We start from the raw sequence: 16,410 nt of genomic DNA on the forward strand, positions 1-16,410 counted from the left end.
CTTTGCATGTTCGGGACCCAGGGGCGGGGGGCAGGGCCCGAGAAACAGGGGGCGGGGAACTGGGGAGCGGGGGCTTACAGCCCGGCGGCGATCCGGCACATCAGCCAGAGGCGCGCCTTGCGCGCGCTCAGCTCATCACAGGAGAGCACGCCCAGGGCCGTCAGCTCTGCCTGGCAGCCGGTATAGGCATAGTCCGGCCCCAGACGCCCCGACAGGGTGGAGGAGGTGACGGCGATTGGCACGCCTTCGGCCAGCAGCGCTTCGATCGCCGGCATCCAGAGGGGCGGCACCTGGCCGCGCCCCAGCCCGTCCAGCACCAGCCCCCGGGCGCCGCTGTCCACCGCGGCCCGCAGCAGCAGGGGGGAGGCTTCCATCGCGGCGGGCAGGATGTCGACCCGGGGCAGGGGACCCGTCAGACCCGGGAAGCGTTCGGGCCGGTGTCCGGACCGGCGCAGGTCGACGTAGCCGCCATCCACGAAGCCCAGGGGCCCGTGGTCGGGGGAGCCGAACCCGCGCAGCCGGTGGGAGGACACCTTTCGCACGTGCCGCGCCTCGTGCACTTCCTGGTCGAACAGCAGCAGGGCGCCTGCCCCCCGGGCGGCGGCACAGCCGGCCAGGGTGATCGCATCGCGGATGTTGGGCCCCGCGTCGGAGCCGAGCGCATAGGGCACCCGCTGCGCCCCGGTCAGCACGAGCCCCGCATCGGGCAGGTCGCAGATCAGGTCGAGCAGGAAGGTGCTGTCTTCCAGCGTATCCGTCCCCTGGGAGACGACAACGCCCGCAGCCCCATCGGCGACGGCCCCCAGGGCGGCGTCCCGCACGGCAAAGAGATCATCGAAGGTCACCGCGTTGGAGGGCTTCTGCGCCAGGGTGGTGACCTGCAGCCTGAAACCCTGGTCCGGCAGACCCAGCCCGGAGATGAGCTCATCCCCCGTCAGGGCGCCGGCCACGGCGCGGCCCTCGGCATTCTGCATGCTTGCGATGGTGCCCCCCAGGGCGAAGAGATGGATGGTCTTGCGGTCGCCTGTCTTGGGGTCGCCGGTCATGGGGTCCTCCTGCATCTGGAGCCTGTCTAGCGGCGTGGCGCGCGCGCCGCCAGTCCCGGGAGCAGGGCGGGCCACGGTCTGTGTCAGGGCTGCGGAAAGACTTGCGCGGCGATGCCGCCCGCTCGACAGGGGCGCGCCCGGGGCCTTCCCTGCGGGAAAGCGCAACTTTGGGAGGTTCCCGTGGCAGAAAAAGAGATCCTGGTCGGCTTCGGCGTGGACGTGGATGCGGTGGCGGGCTGGCTCGGCTCCTACGGGGGGGAGGACAGCCCGGACGATATTTCCCGCGGGATGTTCGCGGGCGAGGTCGGCGTGCCGCGGCTGCTGAAGCTGTTCGAACGCTACGGACTGACGACGACCTGGTTCATGCCGGGCCATTCGATCGAGACCTTTCCGGAGCAGATGAAGGCGGTGGCCGAGGCGGGACACGAGGTGGGCGTTCACGGCTACAGCCACGAGAACCCCATCGCCATGACGCGGGAGCAGGAGGCGGCGGTGCTGGACCACTGCATCGACCTGATCACGAAGCTGACCGGCAAGGCGCCCCGCGGCTATGTTGCGCCCTGGTGGGAATTTTCCAATGTCACCAACGAGCTGCTGCTGGAGCGGGGGATCTACTACGACCACTCCTTGATGCACGACGACCACACGCCCTACCGGGTGCGCGTCGGCGACAGCTGGACCAAGATCGACTATACCGCGCGGGCGCAGGACTGGATGAAGCCCCTGGTGCGGGGGGAGGAAACCGACCTGATCGAGATCCCGGCCAGCTGGTACCTGGATGACCTGCCGCCGATGATGTTCATCAAGGGCAGCCCCAATTCCCATGGCTTCGTGAACCCGCGCGATATCGAACAGCTCTGGCGGGATCAGTTCGACTGGGTCTATCGTGAGATGGATTACGCCATCTTCCCGATCACCATCCACCCGGATGTCTCGGGCCGCCCGCAGGTCCTGATGATGCTCGAACGCCTGATCCGCCATATCCAGTCCCACGAGGGCGTCCGTTTCGTCACCATGGCCGAGATGGCCGAGGATTACGATCGTCGCTTCCCGCGCCGCTGATGTGCGCGCTTTGTGGCATCCTGGGCGGCGATGACCACTGGTCCGATGCCGTCCCGCGCGAGGGGGTCTATACCCGACGCGACGGCCCCCAGGCGCGCCGGGCGGAGGCCGCGCGGCGTGCGAAGGTGCTGAATGCGCTGCTGAAACCCCGGGGGCTGAAGTTCCGCGACTGGCAGGGGGACTACATCCTGGAGACGCTTACCGGCAAATCCGAGGTGCTGAACGCCATCGCCCATGTCTGGGATGACGGCAGCCGCCTGTCGGGCCGGGACCTGGATCCGCTGGATCCCGCCTGGCTGGACCGGATAGAGGCCGCCGCCGCCCGGGCCATGCTGATCGGCGGCATGCGGGCCGAAAGCGGGCAGGTCGCAAATGGGCAGGCCGAAAGCGGGCGCGAGGGATGATCCCCGTCACCGTGCTGACCGGCCAGCTGGGCGCGGGCAAGACGACCCTGCTGCAGCGCCTGCTGCGCAGCCGGCAGATGGCCGGCACCGCCGTGCTGGTGAACGAGTTCGGAGAGATCGGCCTGGATCACGAGCTGCTGACCCCGCTGGAGGGCGAGGTGACGCTGCTGCGGTCAGGCTGCATCTGCTGCACGGTGCGCGATGACATCGCCGGGGCCATCCGTGACCTGATCGACCGCGCGGCGCGGGGGGCGATCCCGCCGCTGACCCGGATCGTGATCGAGACCACGGGCCTGGCCGATCCGTTTCCGGTGCTGTCGACCCTTTCGGCCGATCCGGTGCTGCATAGCCAGGTCAGCCCCGGTGGGGTGATCACGGTTGTCGATGCGGTTAACGGGCCGGACGCCCTGTTCGACAACCTGGGCATGGCGCGGCGGCAGCTGGCCGCAGCCGATGTGATCGCCGTGGCGAAGCGCGATCTGGTCTCCGAAGCGGGGCTGAAGCAGACGCTGCACCGCCTGCACCGGATGAATCCCGTGGCGCAGATGACCTTTGCCGATGCACGCATTCACCGGATCCTGCCCCAGGGCGTGCGAGACTGGCCGATGCTGCCCGACGGGGTGACGGCGCTGGCGGGGCCGCTCCATCACGACCCGGAGGAGGACGGGGTGCGCAGCCTGACGATTTCCAGGCCCGGGCCGATCAACTGGACCGCTTTCGGGCTTTGGCTGACCGCGCTGCTGCAGCGCCACGGGGACAGGGTGCACCGGGTGAAGGGCGTGCTGGAGGTCGAGCCCGGGGGGGCGCCGGTGCTGATCAACGGCGTGGGCTACCTGGTCCATCCGCCGCAGCACCTGAAGCGCTGGCCCGACGGGGTGCCCCATACGCGGCTCGTCTTCATCTTCGAGGGGCTGGAGCCGGAGCAGATCCGCCGCTCGTTCGAGGCTTTCGACCGGCTGGGCCATGCCGTGGCGCCCTTGCCGGGCCGGGCGGAGCCGCCGCAGGGGTGAGTCGCCCGCCCGCTTGATCCTCCATGCTTTCGCACTTTGCCCTGCATGCGGATCTGGCGGGGGATTTTGGTGCGCCGCGTGGCCCGTGGGGAGGCCTGTGGGCCGGTTTCGCCACGAAACCACTTAAAATTGCACGAATCCGGATCATTTTCGATGAAATCATCCGGGGACGTAGGGTTATTTCGGCCCCGATCTTGCATGGAGAGGCAACCCCGCGCCCTCATGCAGGGGGCTGGCCATGGGCGGCGCGGCCTGATCGGGAAGGCAACAGGCATGCATCAGCAAGCGACGGGACAGCAGCAGGCCACGGGCTGGCAAAGGTTTTCCACCACGGCGGTGCCAAGTGCGGAGCGGCTGGCGTTCTGGCAGGATTCGGCAAACGAGCTTTTCCCCTCGACCCATGTCACCGGGGCGGAGGACGAGGAGTTCTTCGGCTCCGTCTCCTGGATGCAGTTCGGCGAAGTGGTGCTGGCCGATTTCGTGTCCACCGCGATGGAGGTGTCGCGGGCGGAGGAACATATCGCGCGCAATGATGCCTGGTACGAGGTCTGCCTGCAGGTCGAGGGCGATTGCGAGCTGACCCAGGGTGGGCGCACGGTCAAGGTGCGGCCACGGGAAATCGTGCTCTACGACAGTCAGCAGCCCTACCGGATGGCCTTCAAGGGGCCCTATCGCCAGATCGCGCTGAAGCTGCCGCGCCGGCTTCTGCAGGATCGGGTGCCCTGCCTCGACACGCTGATCGTGCGGCAGATTTCCGGCCAGTCCCTGCCGGGGCGGTTCCTGTTCGATTTCATCCTGACCATGTGCGAGGTGAAGGGCGAAAGCGCGCGCGACAGCCTGATTTCCCGGCTGGAAGGCCATGTGGTGGACCTGCTGGCGACCGCGCTTTCGGAGATTGCCCAGGATCAGCCGCTGTCGGCGAACCGGCAGGCGCAGCTGGCCCGGGTGAAGGCGCATATCCTGACCCACCTGGACGAACCGAGCCTGTGCCCAGCGGAAATCGCCCGGTCGCAGGCGATTTCGCTGCGTTCCCTCTACGAGCTGTTCGAGGGAGAGGACCTGCAGGTGTCGAAGTGGATCAAGGCGCAGCGGCTGGAACGGATCCGCAAGGACCTGGGCGACAGCCTGCTGTCGTCCTGGCCGATCACCACGATCGCGCTGCGCCGGGGGTTCAAGGATTTCTCTCACTTCTCGCGCGCGTTCCGGGCCCAGTACGGGATTTCACCGCGCGCCTACCGCAAGTCGCGGCTGAGCTAACTCTCTGACATCGAGGACAGAATATGCGTCTCTGGATCAAGCAGCCCCTGGCGATCATGGCCGAGGGGGCACAGGGCGGTATTGTCGTGGACAATGGCCGCATCGTCGAACTGGTGGGCATGGGCCGCAGCCCCGCGGCGCCGGTCGATCAGGTTTTCGACGCCTCGCGCCACGTGATCATCCCCGGGCTGGTGAACACCCATCACCATTTCTTCCAGACCCTGACGCGGGCCCATCCGGAGGCGATCAACAAGGAGCTGTTTCCCTGGCTGAAATCGCTCTACCCGCTGTGGGGGACGCATCTGAACCGTGACACCTTCCGCATGGGCGTGCGCCTGGCGCTGGTGGAGCTGCTGATGTCGGGCTGCACCACGGCGTCGGATCACCTGTTCGTCTTCGCCGATGACATGGCCGATGCGGTGGACATCGAGGCGGAGGAGGCCCGGGCCCTGGGCATGCGGATGGCGCTGACGCGCGGCGCGCTGAACATGGGGACCAAGTCGGGTGGCATCGCGGATGAGCGGCTGATCCAGGATTACGACACGATGCTGGCCGATTGCGAGCGGGTGCTGGGCCTTTATCACGACCGGTCCGAGGGCAGCATGTCCACCGTCGCCCTGGCGCCCTGCGCGCCGTTCAACGTCACCCGGGAGATGATGGTCGACACGGCGGAGATGGCCGAAAAGCACGATTGCCGCCTGCACACCCACCTGGGCGAGACCCATGACGAGGATGAATTCTGCCTGGCGAAATACGGCATGCGGCCGCTGGATTACCTGGAGGATACCGGCTGGATGTCGCCGCGGGTCTGGCTGGCGCATGGCATCCACTTCAATGACGAGGAGATCCACCGCATCGGTGCCTGTGGCATGGGCGTTTGCCATTGCCCGACCTCGAACATGGTGCTTGCCTCCGGCCAGTGCCGCACCAAGGAGCTGGAGGCGGCGGGGGCCGTCGTGGGGCTGGGCGTCGACGGGTCGGCGTCGAACGACAACTCGAACCTGATGGAATCGGTGCGCCATGCGCTGATGCTGGGGCGGCTGACCTATGGATCGGCGGCGGTGACCCATCTGGATGCGCTCGGCTGGGCGACGGAAGGGTCGGCAAAGCTGCTGGGGCGGACCGATATCGGCGTGATTTCCGAGGGAAAACAAGCGGATCTGGCGATGTACACCCTGGATGAGCTGCGCTTTTCGGGGGCGGGCGATCCGCTGGCGGCGCTGGTGCTTTGCGGGGCGCACCGGGCGGATCGGGTGATGATCGGCGGGCAGTGGCGGGTCGTGGATGGCCTGCCGCTTGGCGTCGACCTGGAGGCGTTGCGGCGCGATCACGGTGCGGCGGCGGCACAGTTCCTGCTGCCCGCCTGAGGCCCCCCTCGACCCTGCGAAAAAGGCTGCATGTGAGGACATGTTTTGCCGCTCCGCAGGGCCAGAGGCCGCCATGGCGCCTTTCCGCATCACGTCGGATAGTGATCGTGGCGGCCCCGTTGGATGGTCGCGATGGATATGGAAGATAACCAATGTTCTATCGGCAGATGGAAACGCGGCAATGGCAGGACCTCGACGAGGCGCATTACCTGCATCCGTTCACCGACCACAAGGCGCTGAAATCCAGCCACAGCCGCATCGCCGTGCGGGGGGAGGGCGTCTATGTCTGGGACACCGAGGATCACCGGATCATCGACGGGCTGTCGGGACTTGGCAATGTCACCATCGGCTATGGCCGCAAGGAGCTGATCGAGGCGGCGACGCAGCAGATGACGGATCTGTCGTTCTGCCAGTCCTTCTTCAACACCTCGCATCCTGCGGCGATCCTGCTGGCCGAGAAGCTGGTGGAGTTGACGCCCGAGGGGCTGAACCACGTGTTCTTCCAATGCTCGGGATCCGAGGCGAACGAGACCGCCGTGCGGGCGATTCGGCGCTACTGGAAGCTGAAGGGCCAGCCGGAAAAGCGCATGATCATCGCGCGGGAGAAGGCCTATCACGGCTCCACGCAGGTGGCCGCGTCGCTGTCGGGCCTGCCGGACATGCACGAGGCGGGCGGTGACCTGCCGCTCGACTTCATCACCCATGTGAAGACGCCCTATGCCTACCGCAACAAGCCCGAGGGCATGAGCGAGGAGGACTTTGGCGAGCTGGCCGCAGGCTGGCTGGAAGAGAAGATCCTCGAACTGGGGCCGGAGAACGTGGCGGCCTTCTATGCCGAGCCCGCGCAATCGGCCGGCGGGTCGATCTGCCCGCCGATGACCTACTGGCCGAAGATCCAGGAGATCTGCCGCAAGTACGACGTGCTGCTGGCGGTGGACGAGGTCGTCATGGGCTTTGGCCGCACCGGCAAGTGGTTCGGCAGCTTCTACTACGGGATCACGCCCGATTTCATGCAGCTGGGCAAGGGGCTGACCTCTGGCTACCTGCCGCTGTCGGCCTGCCTGATGTCGGACCGCGTGGCGGATGTGCTGATCGGGGAGGGCGGCGAGTGGGCGCATGGCTATACCTATTCCGGCCATCCGTCCTGCTGCGCCGTGGCCCTGGCCAATATCGAGGTGATGCAGAACGACGGCCTGGTGGAAAACGCCGAAACCGTCCTGGTGCCGCATTTCGAGGCGAAGCTGGCGGAGTTCGCGGATCATCCGCTGGTGGGCGACGTGCGGTCGGTCGGGCTGATGGCCGGGATCGAACTGGTGGCGGACAAGGCCACGGGCGCGGCCTTCCCGCCGGAGCAGCGTGTCGGCAACCTCTGTTCCGTCGAGGCGCTGAAACTGGGGCTGGCCTTCCGCGACAATGGTGACACCATGGCGCTGATGCCGCCGCTGGTAATGACGTTGGAGCAGATGGACGAGATGTTCGCCATCGCTCGCCAGGCCATCGACAACACGGCGCAAAAGCTGGGGATCCTGTGAATGGCCCATTGGGGTGAGTTCTACATCGGCGGCGCCTGGATTGCGCCCCTCGGGGCGGAAACGGGTGCCGTGGTGAACCCCGCGACGGGCGAGGGGATCGCCCGGATCGCCTGGGGCAGTGCCGCCGACGTGGACCGCGCCGTGGCCGCCGCGCGCGCGGCCTTCCCCGCCTGGTCCGAAACGCCGGTGGCGGACCGGATCGCCCTGCTGCGTCGCATCGCGGAGGTCTTCAAGGCCCGCAAGGCGGATCTGGAGCAGGCGGTGACGGCCGAGATGGGATCCCCCGCCGACCTGTCCGACTGGATGCAGACCGACAGTTCGGTGATCTACTTCAACGAGGCCGCCGATACCGCAGAGGCCTTTGCCTTTGAGCTGGCCCATGGCACGAGCCGCCTGCGGTATGAAGCGATTGGCGTGGCCGGGCTGATCACGCCTTGGAACTGGCCGCTGAACCAGATCGTGACCAAGCTGGCGCCCGCGCTGGCCGCCGGGTGCACGGTGGTGCTGAAGCCTTCGGAAATCTCTCCGCTTTCGGCGCTGATCCTGGCGGAGGTGCTGGAGGAGGCGGGCGTACCTGCAGGCGTTTTCAACCTGGTCAACGGATCGGGGGCGGAGGTGGGGGCAGCCATGGCCGCGCATCCGCAGATCGACATCCTGTCCTTTACCGGGTCGACCCGCGCGGGCATCGAGGTGGCGCGCAGCGCCGCGCCCACGGTCAAGCGGGTGCATCAGGAACTGGGCGGGAAATCCGCCAATATCGTGCTGCCGGATGCGGATCTGGGGCTGGCGCTGTCTGACGGGGTCGGGCGCTGCTTCATCAACTCCGGGCAGAGCTGCATCGCGCCCAGCCGTATGCTGATCCCGCGCGACATGCAGGACGAGATCGAGAGCCGTCTGATGGAAGAGGCCGCAAAGGTCCGCATCGGCGATCCGACCTCGAAGGAAACCACCATGGGCCCGGTGGCGAATGCCGCGCAGTGGGACCGGGTGCAGGGGTTGATCGCCAAGGGCATCGAGGAAGGCGCGCGTCTGCTGACCGGCGGGCCGGGCCTGCCCGAGGGCGTGAACCGTGGCTTCTACGTGCGGCCCACGATCTTTGCCGATGTCACCAACGACATGACCATCGCCCGGACCGAGATCTTCGGCCCCGTCCTGTCGGTGATTGCCTATGACAGCATCGACGAGGCTGTCGAGATCGCCAACGACAGCGACTATGGCCTTGCCGGATACGTCTATGGCGCCGATCCTGACCAGGCGGAGGCCGTGGCCCGGCGCATTCGTGCCGGCCGGATCTTCATCAACAATCCGCCCTTCGATTTCTCGGCGCCCTTCGGCGGCTACCGGCAATCGGGCAACGGGCGGGAGCTGGGGATCTTCGGCCTGACGGAATACCTGGAAGTGAAGGCCATGCTGGGCCACCGCAACAGCGAGGACAGCGCATGAACATGAGCGCCCAGAGCGATACCACCTCCGAGGCGGCTGAACTGCCCGTCGATATCCTGGTCGATCACGTCGACAAGACCTTCGTCACCCGCAAGGCGCAGATCCAGGCGCTGGCCGACGTGTCGCTGAAGATCAGGCGCGGGGCCTTCGTGGCGCTGATCGGGCCGTCGGGCTGTGGCAAGTCCACCCTGCTGCGCATGGTGGCGGGGCTGGAAACGGCGACCAACGGGTCAGTGCGCATTCGCGGCCACCAGCCGCAGCAGTATCGCAACCAGGGCAAGCTGGGCATTGCCTTCCAGGATGCGGCGCTGATGCCCTGGCGGTCGGTTTATCGCAACGTGGCGCTGCCGCTGCAGGTGCTGAAACGCTCGGTCGCCGAGCATGACGCGATCATCCGCGAAATGATCGAGCTGGTGGGCCTGAAGGGCTACGAGGATCACCTGCCTGCGCAGCTCTCGGGCGGCATGCGCCAGCGGGTTGCCATCGCCCGGGCGCTGGTGACCCGGCCCGAGGTCCTGCTGATGGACGAACCCTTTGGCGCGCTGGACCAGATCCTGCGCCGGTCGATGAACATCGAATTGCAACGCATCTGGAGCCAGCAGAAGACCACCACCCTGCTGGTCACCCATGGCATCGACGAAGCGGTCTTCCTGGCCGACCAGATCGTCGTGATGCACGCCAAGCCCGGCCGGATTGCAGAGGTCGTCGACGTGCCTTTCGAACGCCCGCGCACCAAGGCGCTGTTTTCGGAGCCGGCGTTCCATGCGCTGTGTGACGAGCTGATGGAGAAGCTGCACCCGGGCCACAGGGACGAATGAACAGGGACGAGTGACACACAGCCGGGATCGTCGGGGCGTCTTTGACCGTTTCGCCCTCGACGCAGAGCCACCTTGCCTCCGGGCGGGTGGCTCTTTTTGGTCAGGGGGCCATCCACTCCAGCTCGACAAAGGCGTCGCCCGGGGTGCGGATGTAGCAGCAGCGCCCGCCGGGGAAGTCGATGGCGTCACCCAGCAGGTCCGCCCCGGCGGCGCGGCAGGTGGCGAGCGTCGCCTCCAGATCATCGACGTGGAAGCAGACATGCCCCGCGCCGGGCCGCCAGGGCAGGGCGTCGGCAGGCGGCGTGCCGTCGGGGTGGGTGAAGGCGATCAGCTCCAGCACCATGTCCAGATCCGGCGCGCGCATCTGGGTGAAGGCGCAGAGCAGGCCGGCGTGGCCAGCCATGCGGGCGATGTCTTCGCCCATGTTTTCCTCCACGAAATCGGGGGTGAAGCCGAAGGCCGTGCCGAAGAACGCCATCGCGGCGGGCAGGTCGCTGACGGTGAGCGAGGCGTGGTGGAGTTTCATCGTCTGGTGCGCCGTTCCAGGATGCCCACCAGTTCATAGGTGCAGGCCGAGATCAGGATGGAGATCAGCGCCCCGGCCCAGATGGTTTCGTAATCCAATGCCGGGCGGGCGAGGTTCAGCAGGTTGCCCAGCCCCACGCCGGAGACCAGCCATTCCGCCACCATGACGCCCAGCAGGGCCATGGGCGCCACCATCTTGGCCGCCGCGAAGAGGTAGGAGATGGAATAGGGGATAGCGATCCGCCAGAGCAGTTGCCAGCGCGAGCCGCCGTAGACCGAGACGAGGTCGCGCGCGGCGGAGGGGATGGAGGCGAAGCCCTGGTTCAGCAGCACGTAGGCCGGGAAGAAGACCACCAGCATCGCCAAGAAGACCGAGGCCGCGACGCCGCGCCCGAAGGCCAGCACGACGAAGGGCACCATGGCGACGAGGGGCGTGTTCTGCACCACCATGGCCAGCGGCACCAGCGCCCGGGCCAGCGCCGGGGCCAGGATCGACATCGAGGCCAGGACGAAGGCAAAGGCCAGCCCGGCAATCAGCCCCAGCACGGCCATGGGCAGGGTGGTGCCGAGCGCGTGCCAGATCGGGAAGGCGCCTTCGGAGAAGACGAAGCGGATCGTCTGCCAGGGTGTGGGTGCGATCAGCGAGGGCATGTCCGCCAGGTCGATCAGCAGCGCCCAGAGCAGGAAGGGCACGATGAAGGCCAGGAGGCCGAAGCCCAGCTTCTCGATCCAGGTGGTGCCGCGCGGGGCGGAGGCCATGGCGGTGGCCAGTGTTGCGCTTTCGGTGGTGCGTTTCAGCCAGACGGCGGGGATCATGAACAGCAGGTAACCGCAGAGCCCGATCATCGAGGTGGAGATCGCGATACCCCAGAGCCGGGTCGGATTGGCCTGCGGCAGGGTCGAGAGCAGGAAGGATCCGAAGCCGAAGCGCGTGCCGGAGCCGAATTCGCCCAGCACGGCCCCCAGAACGGCAATGGGGGCGGCAACGCGCAGGCCGGCGAAGACCTGTGGCAGGGCACCGCGCAGCCGGACGTAGCGCATCAGCGCCGCTTCGTGGCCGCCGTAGACCTCGATCAGGTCGGCGAGCCGCTGGTCGACCTGTTTCAGCCCCAGCAGCATGGTGGACATGGCGGGGAAATAGACCATGAGCGCCGACAGCACGGTCTGCGGCCAGTCGCCTTTCAGGAACAGCACCAGCAGGGGGCCCACGACGATGGCGGGCATGGTGTAGATGGCGATGTTCACGCCGCGGAAGGCCGTGTCGAGCCAGGGAAAGACGCAGTAGAGCAGCGCCATGACGAAGGCCGTGCCGCAACCGATGGCAAAGCCCGTGGTCGCGATCTTCAGCGTGGCCGCGCCGTGCAGCAGGTAGAGGTCGGCGCCGGTCCACATGTCCTGAACGATGTAGACCGGGCTGGACAGGATCAGGCGGCCCATGCGGGTCTGCGTGCCCAGAAGGTGCCAGGCCAGCAGGAGCAGCAGCACGACCGCGCCCTTCAGCGCGATCCGGGCGGCAGGGCTGCGCAGCAGGGCCATGCTGCGGGCCATGCGTCGGGCCGTCTCAGGAGCCGTATCGGGGAGCGAGGTTGCGGACATGGGCGAACTTTCTGCCTTTCGGGGCCAATGCCGGGTGACCGGCAGGGGGAGGCGGTGATCCTACCCTGCCCCGAAGCGATCCCCGGGGCCAGAATCATGCCGCGACCGCCGGCGCGGCAAAACTTGGCGCCCGGTGCACCCTGGTCGGGCCGGCGGGGGAGGGTTGCGCGGAATGTGCATTTCCTGAGCATCGGGGCAGTTTTTCGCCGCGCCCCGGGACGGGCTTTTGCCGCCCGAAACCTGCCCCCGGCGGCAAATTCAGTCGATTTTCCGCCGATTTGCCCTGATTTGAAGCGCTTTGAGAAGCCGCCGGGGCCTTCCGCAGGATTGGGCAAGTCAGCGCGCAAGACAGGGCAACACAGCCAAATTGACCGTGACGCGCGGCGGTCCATAGGCTGGAAAGATAAGCCGGGAACCGGAAAAACGGACCGTGCAGGACAATCAGAACCCAACCAACAGGATCTTGCCATGACCAAGCTTTCCCGTCGCGCCTTCACGGCCTCTGCCCTGGGTGGTCTTGCCGCTGCCTCCTTCCTTCCGGGCCGCGCCGCTTTCGCCTCCACCACCACGCTGACCCTGCAGGCCATCTGGATCAACGATCCTGAGTTCAACGGCTATTACATCGCCATGGAAGACGGCTTCTACGCCGAGGAAGGGATCGAGATCGACTACATCCCCGGCGGTCCCGACGTGATCCCGCAGGCCTCACTGCTGACCGGCAAGGCCGACATCGCCCTGACCTCCCCCATGGAGACGGCCGAGGCGATCTTCGACAAGGGCGCCAAGTTCAAGGTCATCGGCGCGCAGTTCCAGAAGAGCCCGGATTCGGTGATCTTCCTGAAGGACAGCGGCATCACGACGATGAAGGACCTGGAAGGCAAGACCGTGGCCTGCCCGCCGCTGAACATCGGGCCGTTCAAGGTGGTGCTGAACCTTGCCGGCGTCGATGCCGACAAGATCACCTTCGTACCCTACACCTTCGACCCGACCCCGCTGGTCGCAGGCCAGGTCGATGCCGTGGTCGATTTCATGACCTCGATGCCCTACGTGATCAGCCAGGCTGCCGGCAAGGAGTCCGGCTTCATCATGTTCTCCGACGTGGGCATGGTGATGGGGCAGGACCTGGTCTGCGTGACCGAGGAAACCCTGGCCGAGAAGCGGGACCTGCTGGTCGGCTTCCTGCGTGCCTCCCGCAAGGGCTGGGACAAGGAGTTCGAGGCGCCGGGCCAGGCCGCGCTTGGCTGGGAAGACAGCTGGTTCAAGGGCAACGGCTATACCCCGGACATGACCCAGTTCCATTCCAACATCCAGGTCGACCTGATCAAGCATCCCGACGGCGTCTTCTCCATGGATGACGAATGGATTGCCAAGACGGTCGAGTCGCTCAACAACGTGGGGATCCATGCGGATGCCTCCATGTTCGACACCTCGCTGCTGAAAGAGATCTGAGCATCGTCACGATGAACGGAACGACCCCCGGGCAAGATGCCCTTTTCACACCCCTGTCCGTCAGGGGTGTGACCTTTCGGAACCGGCTGATCCTGTCCCCCATGTGCCAGTATGCAGCAGAGGAGGGGCGGGCGACCGGCTGGCATTTCGATCACTACGCCCACATGGCCCTGTCGGGGCTGGGCGGCGCCGTTGTCGAGGCGACGGGGATCCTGCCGGAGGGGCGGATCACGCCGCATTGCCTTGGCCTTTGGGAGGATGCCCAGATCGAGGGCATGGCGCGCATTGTCGAAGGGTTCCACCGTTACGGCACGCCCGTCGGCGTTCAGCTGGGGCATGCGGGGCGCAAGGCTTCGACCGCGGCGCCCTGGGACGGGGCGAAGGCCCTGACCGGGGAGGACCCCCGGCAGTGGACCTGCGCCGCGCCGTCCGCGATCCCCTATGCCGAGGGCTGGCCGGTGCCCCGGGCGATGCCGCCCGAGGAGATCGCCGCGCTGCGCGCCGCCTATATCGAAGCGGCGAAGCGGGCCATGGCGGCGGGGTTCGACTTCGTCGAGATCCACGGCGCCCATGGCTACCTTGTGCATTCCTTCGTTTCGCCGGTGTCGAACCACCGCAAGGACGCCTATGGCGGATCGCCCGAGGGCCGCATGCGCCTGCCGCTGGAGATCGCGACGGACCTGCGGGCGGTGCTGCCCGAAGACATGCCGCTCTTTTACCGTGCGTCCTGCACCGACCGGGTGCCGGGCGGGCTGGAGCTGCCCGATACGCTGGCCCTGGCTGCCGGTCTTTATGTGGCGGGGGTCGATGTGATCGACTGTTCCGCCGGGGGCATCGCGCCGGGGACCAATGGTGCCGCCGTCAACGCGATCCTGACCGAACAGCATGACATGGCCGCCGGGATCCGCGCGGCGGGCGGCATGACCATGGCCGTGGGGGGCATCCATGCGCCCGACCTGGCGCTTGGCTGCATCGCGGCTGGCAAGTCTGACCTGGTAGCCATCGCCTCGGAGATGCTGAACAACTTCGACTTCCCGCGGCAATGCGCAGAGGCGGCGGGGCTGGAGAAGCCCGATTTCGTGCAGCCGGAGCGCTATGCCTTCTACAACCAGTTCGCGCGGGGCTGAGGTGTCCCTGCCGCGTGTCCCCCTGGGCGAAACCGGTCTGACCGTCAGCCGGATCGGGTTCGGCACCGCGCCGCTGGGGGATTTCTACGCCCGGCTTGAGGAGCATGAGGCTATTGCCACGGTGGAGGCCGCGCTGTCTGCCGGGATGACCCTGATCGATACATCGCCCCACTATGGCAATGGCCTGGCAGAACATCGCACGGGCACCGCCCTGCGGTCGGTCGCGCGCGACGAGGTTGTCCTGTCGACCAAGGTCGGCCGGGTGATGGACCCGGCTCGCCGGGGCGGGGTCGCGCCCGCGGCAAGGGGGTTCGTAGGATCCCTGCCGCATCGCCCGCGGTTCGACTATTCCCGCGATGGGACCCTTCGGTCGATCGAGCAATCCCTGTTGCGCCTCGGGACGGATCGTCTGGACCTTGTGCTGATCCATGACGTCGACAGCTGGACCCATGGTGCCGACCGGATCGAGGCGCGCTATCGCGAAGCGCTGGAAGGGGCCACGCGGACCCTGGCGGAGCTGAAAGCGGAGGGCGTGATCGCGGGGTTCGGTCTGGGCCTGGATGATCACGAGATGGCCGAGCGGTTCCTGGGCGATGCGGCGTATGACGTGATCCTGCTGGCCGGGCGCTACTCCCTTCTGGAACAGCCGGCGCTGGCCTCGATGATGGCGAAGGCGCAGGCGACCGGGACGGCGCTGATCCTGGGCGGCGTGTTCAATTCCGGGATCCTCGCCACGGGGGCTGTGCCCGGGGCGAAGTACAATTACGAAACGGCCCCCGCAGAGGTGATGCGGAAGGTGGCGCGCATCGAGGAGATCTGCGCCGGTCACGCCGTGGCCCTGCCCCATGCGGCGTTGCAGTTCGCCCTGGCGCATCCGGCGGTGGCCTCGGTCGTGCTGGGGGCGGTCACGCCGGCAGAGGTGGCGCGCAATGTCGCCGCCCTGCAGGCGGAGATCCCGCGCGCCCTCTGGACGGATCTGAAGGCGGCGGGGCTGCTGGATGCCGCTGCCCCGACCCCCTGAGCGGCCTCAGTCGAACATGCGGCCCCAGCCGGTGATCTTCGGCGCGACACCCGCTTTGATGCAGGCATCCCAGTAGGTGACCGAAATCGAGTCGGCCAGGGTGATACCGGTCTCTGCCTCGAACTCCTCCGCCAGCGCCGTAGCGGGGAAGTTGGTGCAGACCACGGCGACGCAATCTGCGGCATCATGGGCGGCGGATTTCAGCAGGGCGCGCATCCTGTCGATGGGCGTCGCACCGATATCCACGTTGGCCACGCAACCCAGCGAGACGGCATTGACCACGTCGAAGCCGGAACGGGTGTAGTTTTCAACGATCGCCGCTGTGACATCCTCGGTATAGGGCACGGCGATCGAGATCTTCTTCCAGTTCTTCTTCTCGAACAGGTCGAAGTACCCGATGGTGGCCGAGGTCGCCTTGATGCCGGTCTCCGCCTCGATCAGCTCGCACAGCTTCTGGTCGTTCTCGATCCCGCGCCAGCTGGCGGAGGTGCCGTTCCAGGTGATCACGTCCAGCGGGGCATCGGCCAGAAGGCGGGCGGCGGCCAGCATGGGTTCATACTGGAAATGGCTTTCGGAACTTTCGTTCAGCGCCAGCGTCTTCACCACGATGCGGGAGAAGTGGTTCGAGATGCGCCCGGCTTCCTGCATGTTCATGGCATAGGTCAGCGGCTCCGCCCAGGTGTTGGAGGAGGGCATGATGTGGCCGATACGGGTGTAGGTGGCCGGGTCGTTGTAGGGATAGGGCAGGGTCAT

15 protein-coding genes are annotated in these 16,410 nt (G+C 66.9%); 11 read left to right on the plus strand and 4 right to left on the minus strand.

Annotation, left to right across the window (positions count from 1 at the left end; translation table 11 throughout):
- Positions 1 to 74: 74 nt before the first annotated feature.
- Positions 75 to 1,046, minus strand: coding sequence for an asparaginase (locus AC2IR1_RS02405; RefSeq protein ID WP_486474684.1), 972 nt, complete (start codon positions 1,044 to 1,046; stop codon positions 75 to 77).
- 180 nt (positions 1,047 to 1,226) lie between these two features.
- On the opposite strand from AC2IR1_RS02405, the gene AC2IR1_RS02410 reads away from it, so the two are divergent.
- The 8 genes from AC2IR1_RS02410 (at position 1,227) to AC2IR1_RS02445 (ending at position 9,939) form a co-directional block, all read left to right on the plus strand.
- Entirely contained in the window at positions 1,227 to 2,108 is an 882-nt protein-coding gene (locus tag AC2IR1_RS02410; protein WP_486474685.1) for a polysaccharide deacetylase family protein, read from the plus strand.
- A complete protein-coding gene (locus AC2IR1_RS02415; protein ID WP_486474686.1) occupies positions 2,108 to 2,512 on the plus strand; it encodes a hypothetical protein in 405 nt (134 codons plus the stop codon). The genes AC2IR1_RS02410 and AC2IR1_RS02415 overlap by 1 nt, the downstream gene beginning before the upstream one ends.
- The gene (locus AC2IR1_RS02420; RefSeq protein WP_486474687.1) at positions 2,509 to 3,522 is read left to right on the plus strand and encodes a CobW family GTP-binding protein; all 1,014 of its coding nucleotides are present in this window, start codon (positions 2,509 to 2,511) and stop codon (positions 3,520 to 3,522) included. The genes AC2IR1_RS02415 and AC2IR1_RS02420 overlap by 4 nt, the downstream gene beginning before the upstream one ends.
- A gap of 273 nt (positions 3,523 to 3,795) precedes the next feature.
- Positions 3,796 to 4,779, plus strand: coding sequence for an AraC-like ligand-binding domain-containing protein (locus AC2IR1_RS02425; protein WP_486474688.1), 984 nt, complete (start codon positions 3,796 to 3,798; stop codon positions 4,777 to 4,779).
- 23 nt (positions 4,780 to 4,802) lie between these two features.
- Positions 4,803 to 6,146 carry an 8-oxoguanine deaminase gene (locus AC2IR1_RS02430; RefSeq protein WP_486474689.1) on the plus strand — a complete coding sequence of 448 codons (1,344 nt, stop codon included), beginning with the start codon at positions 4,803 to 4,805 and terminating at the stop codon, positions 6,144 to 6,146.
- Positions 6,147 to 6,298: 152 nt separating this feature from the next.
- Positions 6,299 to 7,678: an aminotransferase gene (locus tag AC2IR1_RS02435; RefSeq protein ID WP_486474690.1), complete on the plus strand. Its 1,380-nt coding sequence runs from the start codon at positions 6,299 to 6,301 to the stop codon at positions 7,676 to 7,678.
- Positions 7,679 to 9,121 (plus strand): aldehyde dehydrogenase family protein, encoded by a 1,443-nt coding sequence (locus AC2IR1_RS02440; RefSeq protein ID WP_486474691.1) that lies wholly within the window; start codon positions 7,679 to 7,681, stop codon positions 9,119 to 9,121.
- Positions 9,118 to 9,939 (plus strand): ABC transporter ATP-binding protein, encoded by an 822-nt coding sequence (locus AC2IR1_RS02445; RefSeq protein WP_486474692.1) that lies wholly within the window; start codon positions 9,118 to 9,120, stop codon positions 9,937 to 9,939. Before AC2IR1_RS02440 ends, AC2IR1_RS02445 begins: the two co-directional genes overlap by 4 nt.
- Positions 9,940 to 10,039: 100 nt before the next feature.
- Here the strand turns inward: AC2IR1_RS02445 and AC2IR1_RS02450 are convergent, their stop codons facing one another.
- Both AC2IR1_RS02450 and AC2IR1_RS02455 read right to left on the minus strand, forming a co-directional pair.
- The gene (locus AC2IR1_RS02450) at positions 10,040 to 10,465 is read right to left on the minus strand and encodes a VOC family protein (protein ID WP_486474693.1); all 426 of its coding nucleotides are present in this window, start codon (positions 10,463 to 10,465) and stop codon (positions 10,040 to 10,042) included.
- On the minus strand, positions 10,462 to 12,012 hold the full coding sequence (locus tag AC2IR1_RS02455) for an ABC transporter permease (protein WP_486474694.1): 1,551 nt from the start codon (positions 12,010 to 12,012) through the stop codon (positions 10,462 to 10,464). Before AC2IR1_RS02455 ends, AC2IR1_RS02450 begins: the two co-directional genes overlap by 4 nt.
- Before the next feature lie 516 nt (positions 12,013 to 12,528).
- On the opposite strand from AC2IR1_RS02455, the gene AC2IR1_RS02460 reads away from it, so the two are divergent.
- From AC2IR1_RS02460 to AC2IR1_RS02470, 3 genes are read left to right on the plus strand one after another with little or no spacing between them, the layout of a single operon-like run.
- Complete coding sequence (locus tag AC2IR1_RS02460) at positions 12,529 to 13,509, plus strand: ABC transporter substrate-binding protein (RefSeq protein WP_486474695.1); 981 nt, start codon at positions 12,529 to 12,531, stop codon at positions 13,507 to 13,509.
- 11 nt (positions 13,510 to 13,520) lie between these two features.
- On the plus strand, positions 13,521 to 14,636 hold the full coding sequence (locus AC2IR1_RS02465; protein ID WP_486474696.1) for an NADH:flavin oxidoreductase/NADH oxidase: 1,116 nt from the start codon (positions 13,521 to 13,523) through the stop codon (positions 14,634 to 14,636).
- Between the two features lies 1 nt (position 14,637).
- Positions 14,638 to 15,657, plus strand: coding sequence for an aldo/keto reductase (locus tag AC2IR1_RS02470; protein ID WP_486474697.1), 1,020 nt, complete (start codon positions 14,638 to 14,640; stop codon positions 15,655 to 15,657).
- Between the two features lie 6 nt (positions 15,658 to 15,663).
- Here AC2IR1_RS02470 and AC2IR1_RS02475 read toward each other — a convergent pair whose 3' ends face one another.
- A complete protein-coding gene (locus AC2IR1_RS02475; protein ID WP_486474698.1) occupies positions 15,664 to 16,410 on the minus strand; it encodes a maleate cis-trans isomerase family protein in 747 nt (248 codons plus the stop codon).

Source organism: Pseudooceanicola sp. NS-SX8 (assembly GCF_057380755.1).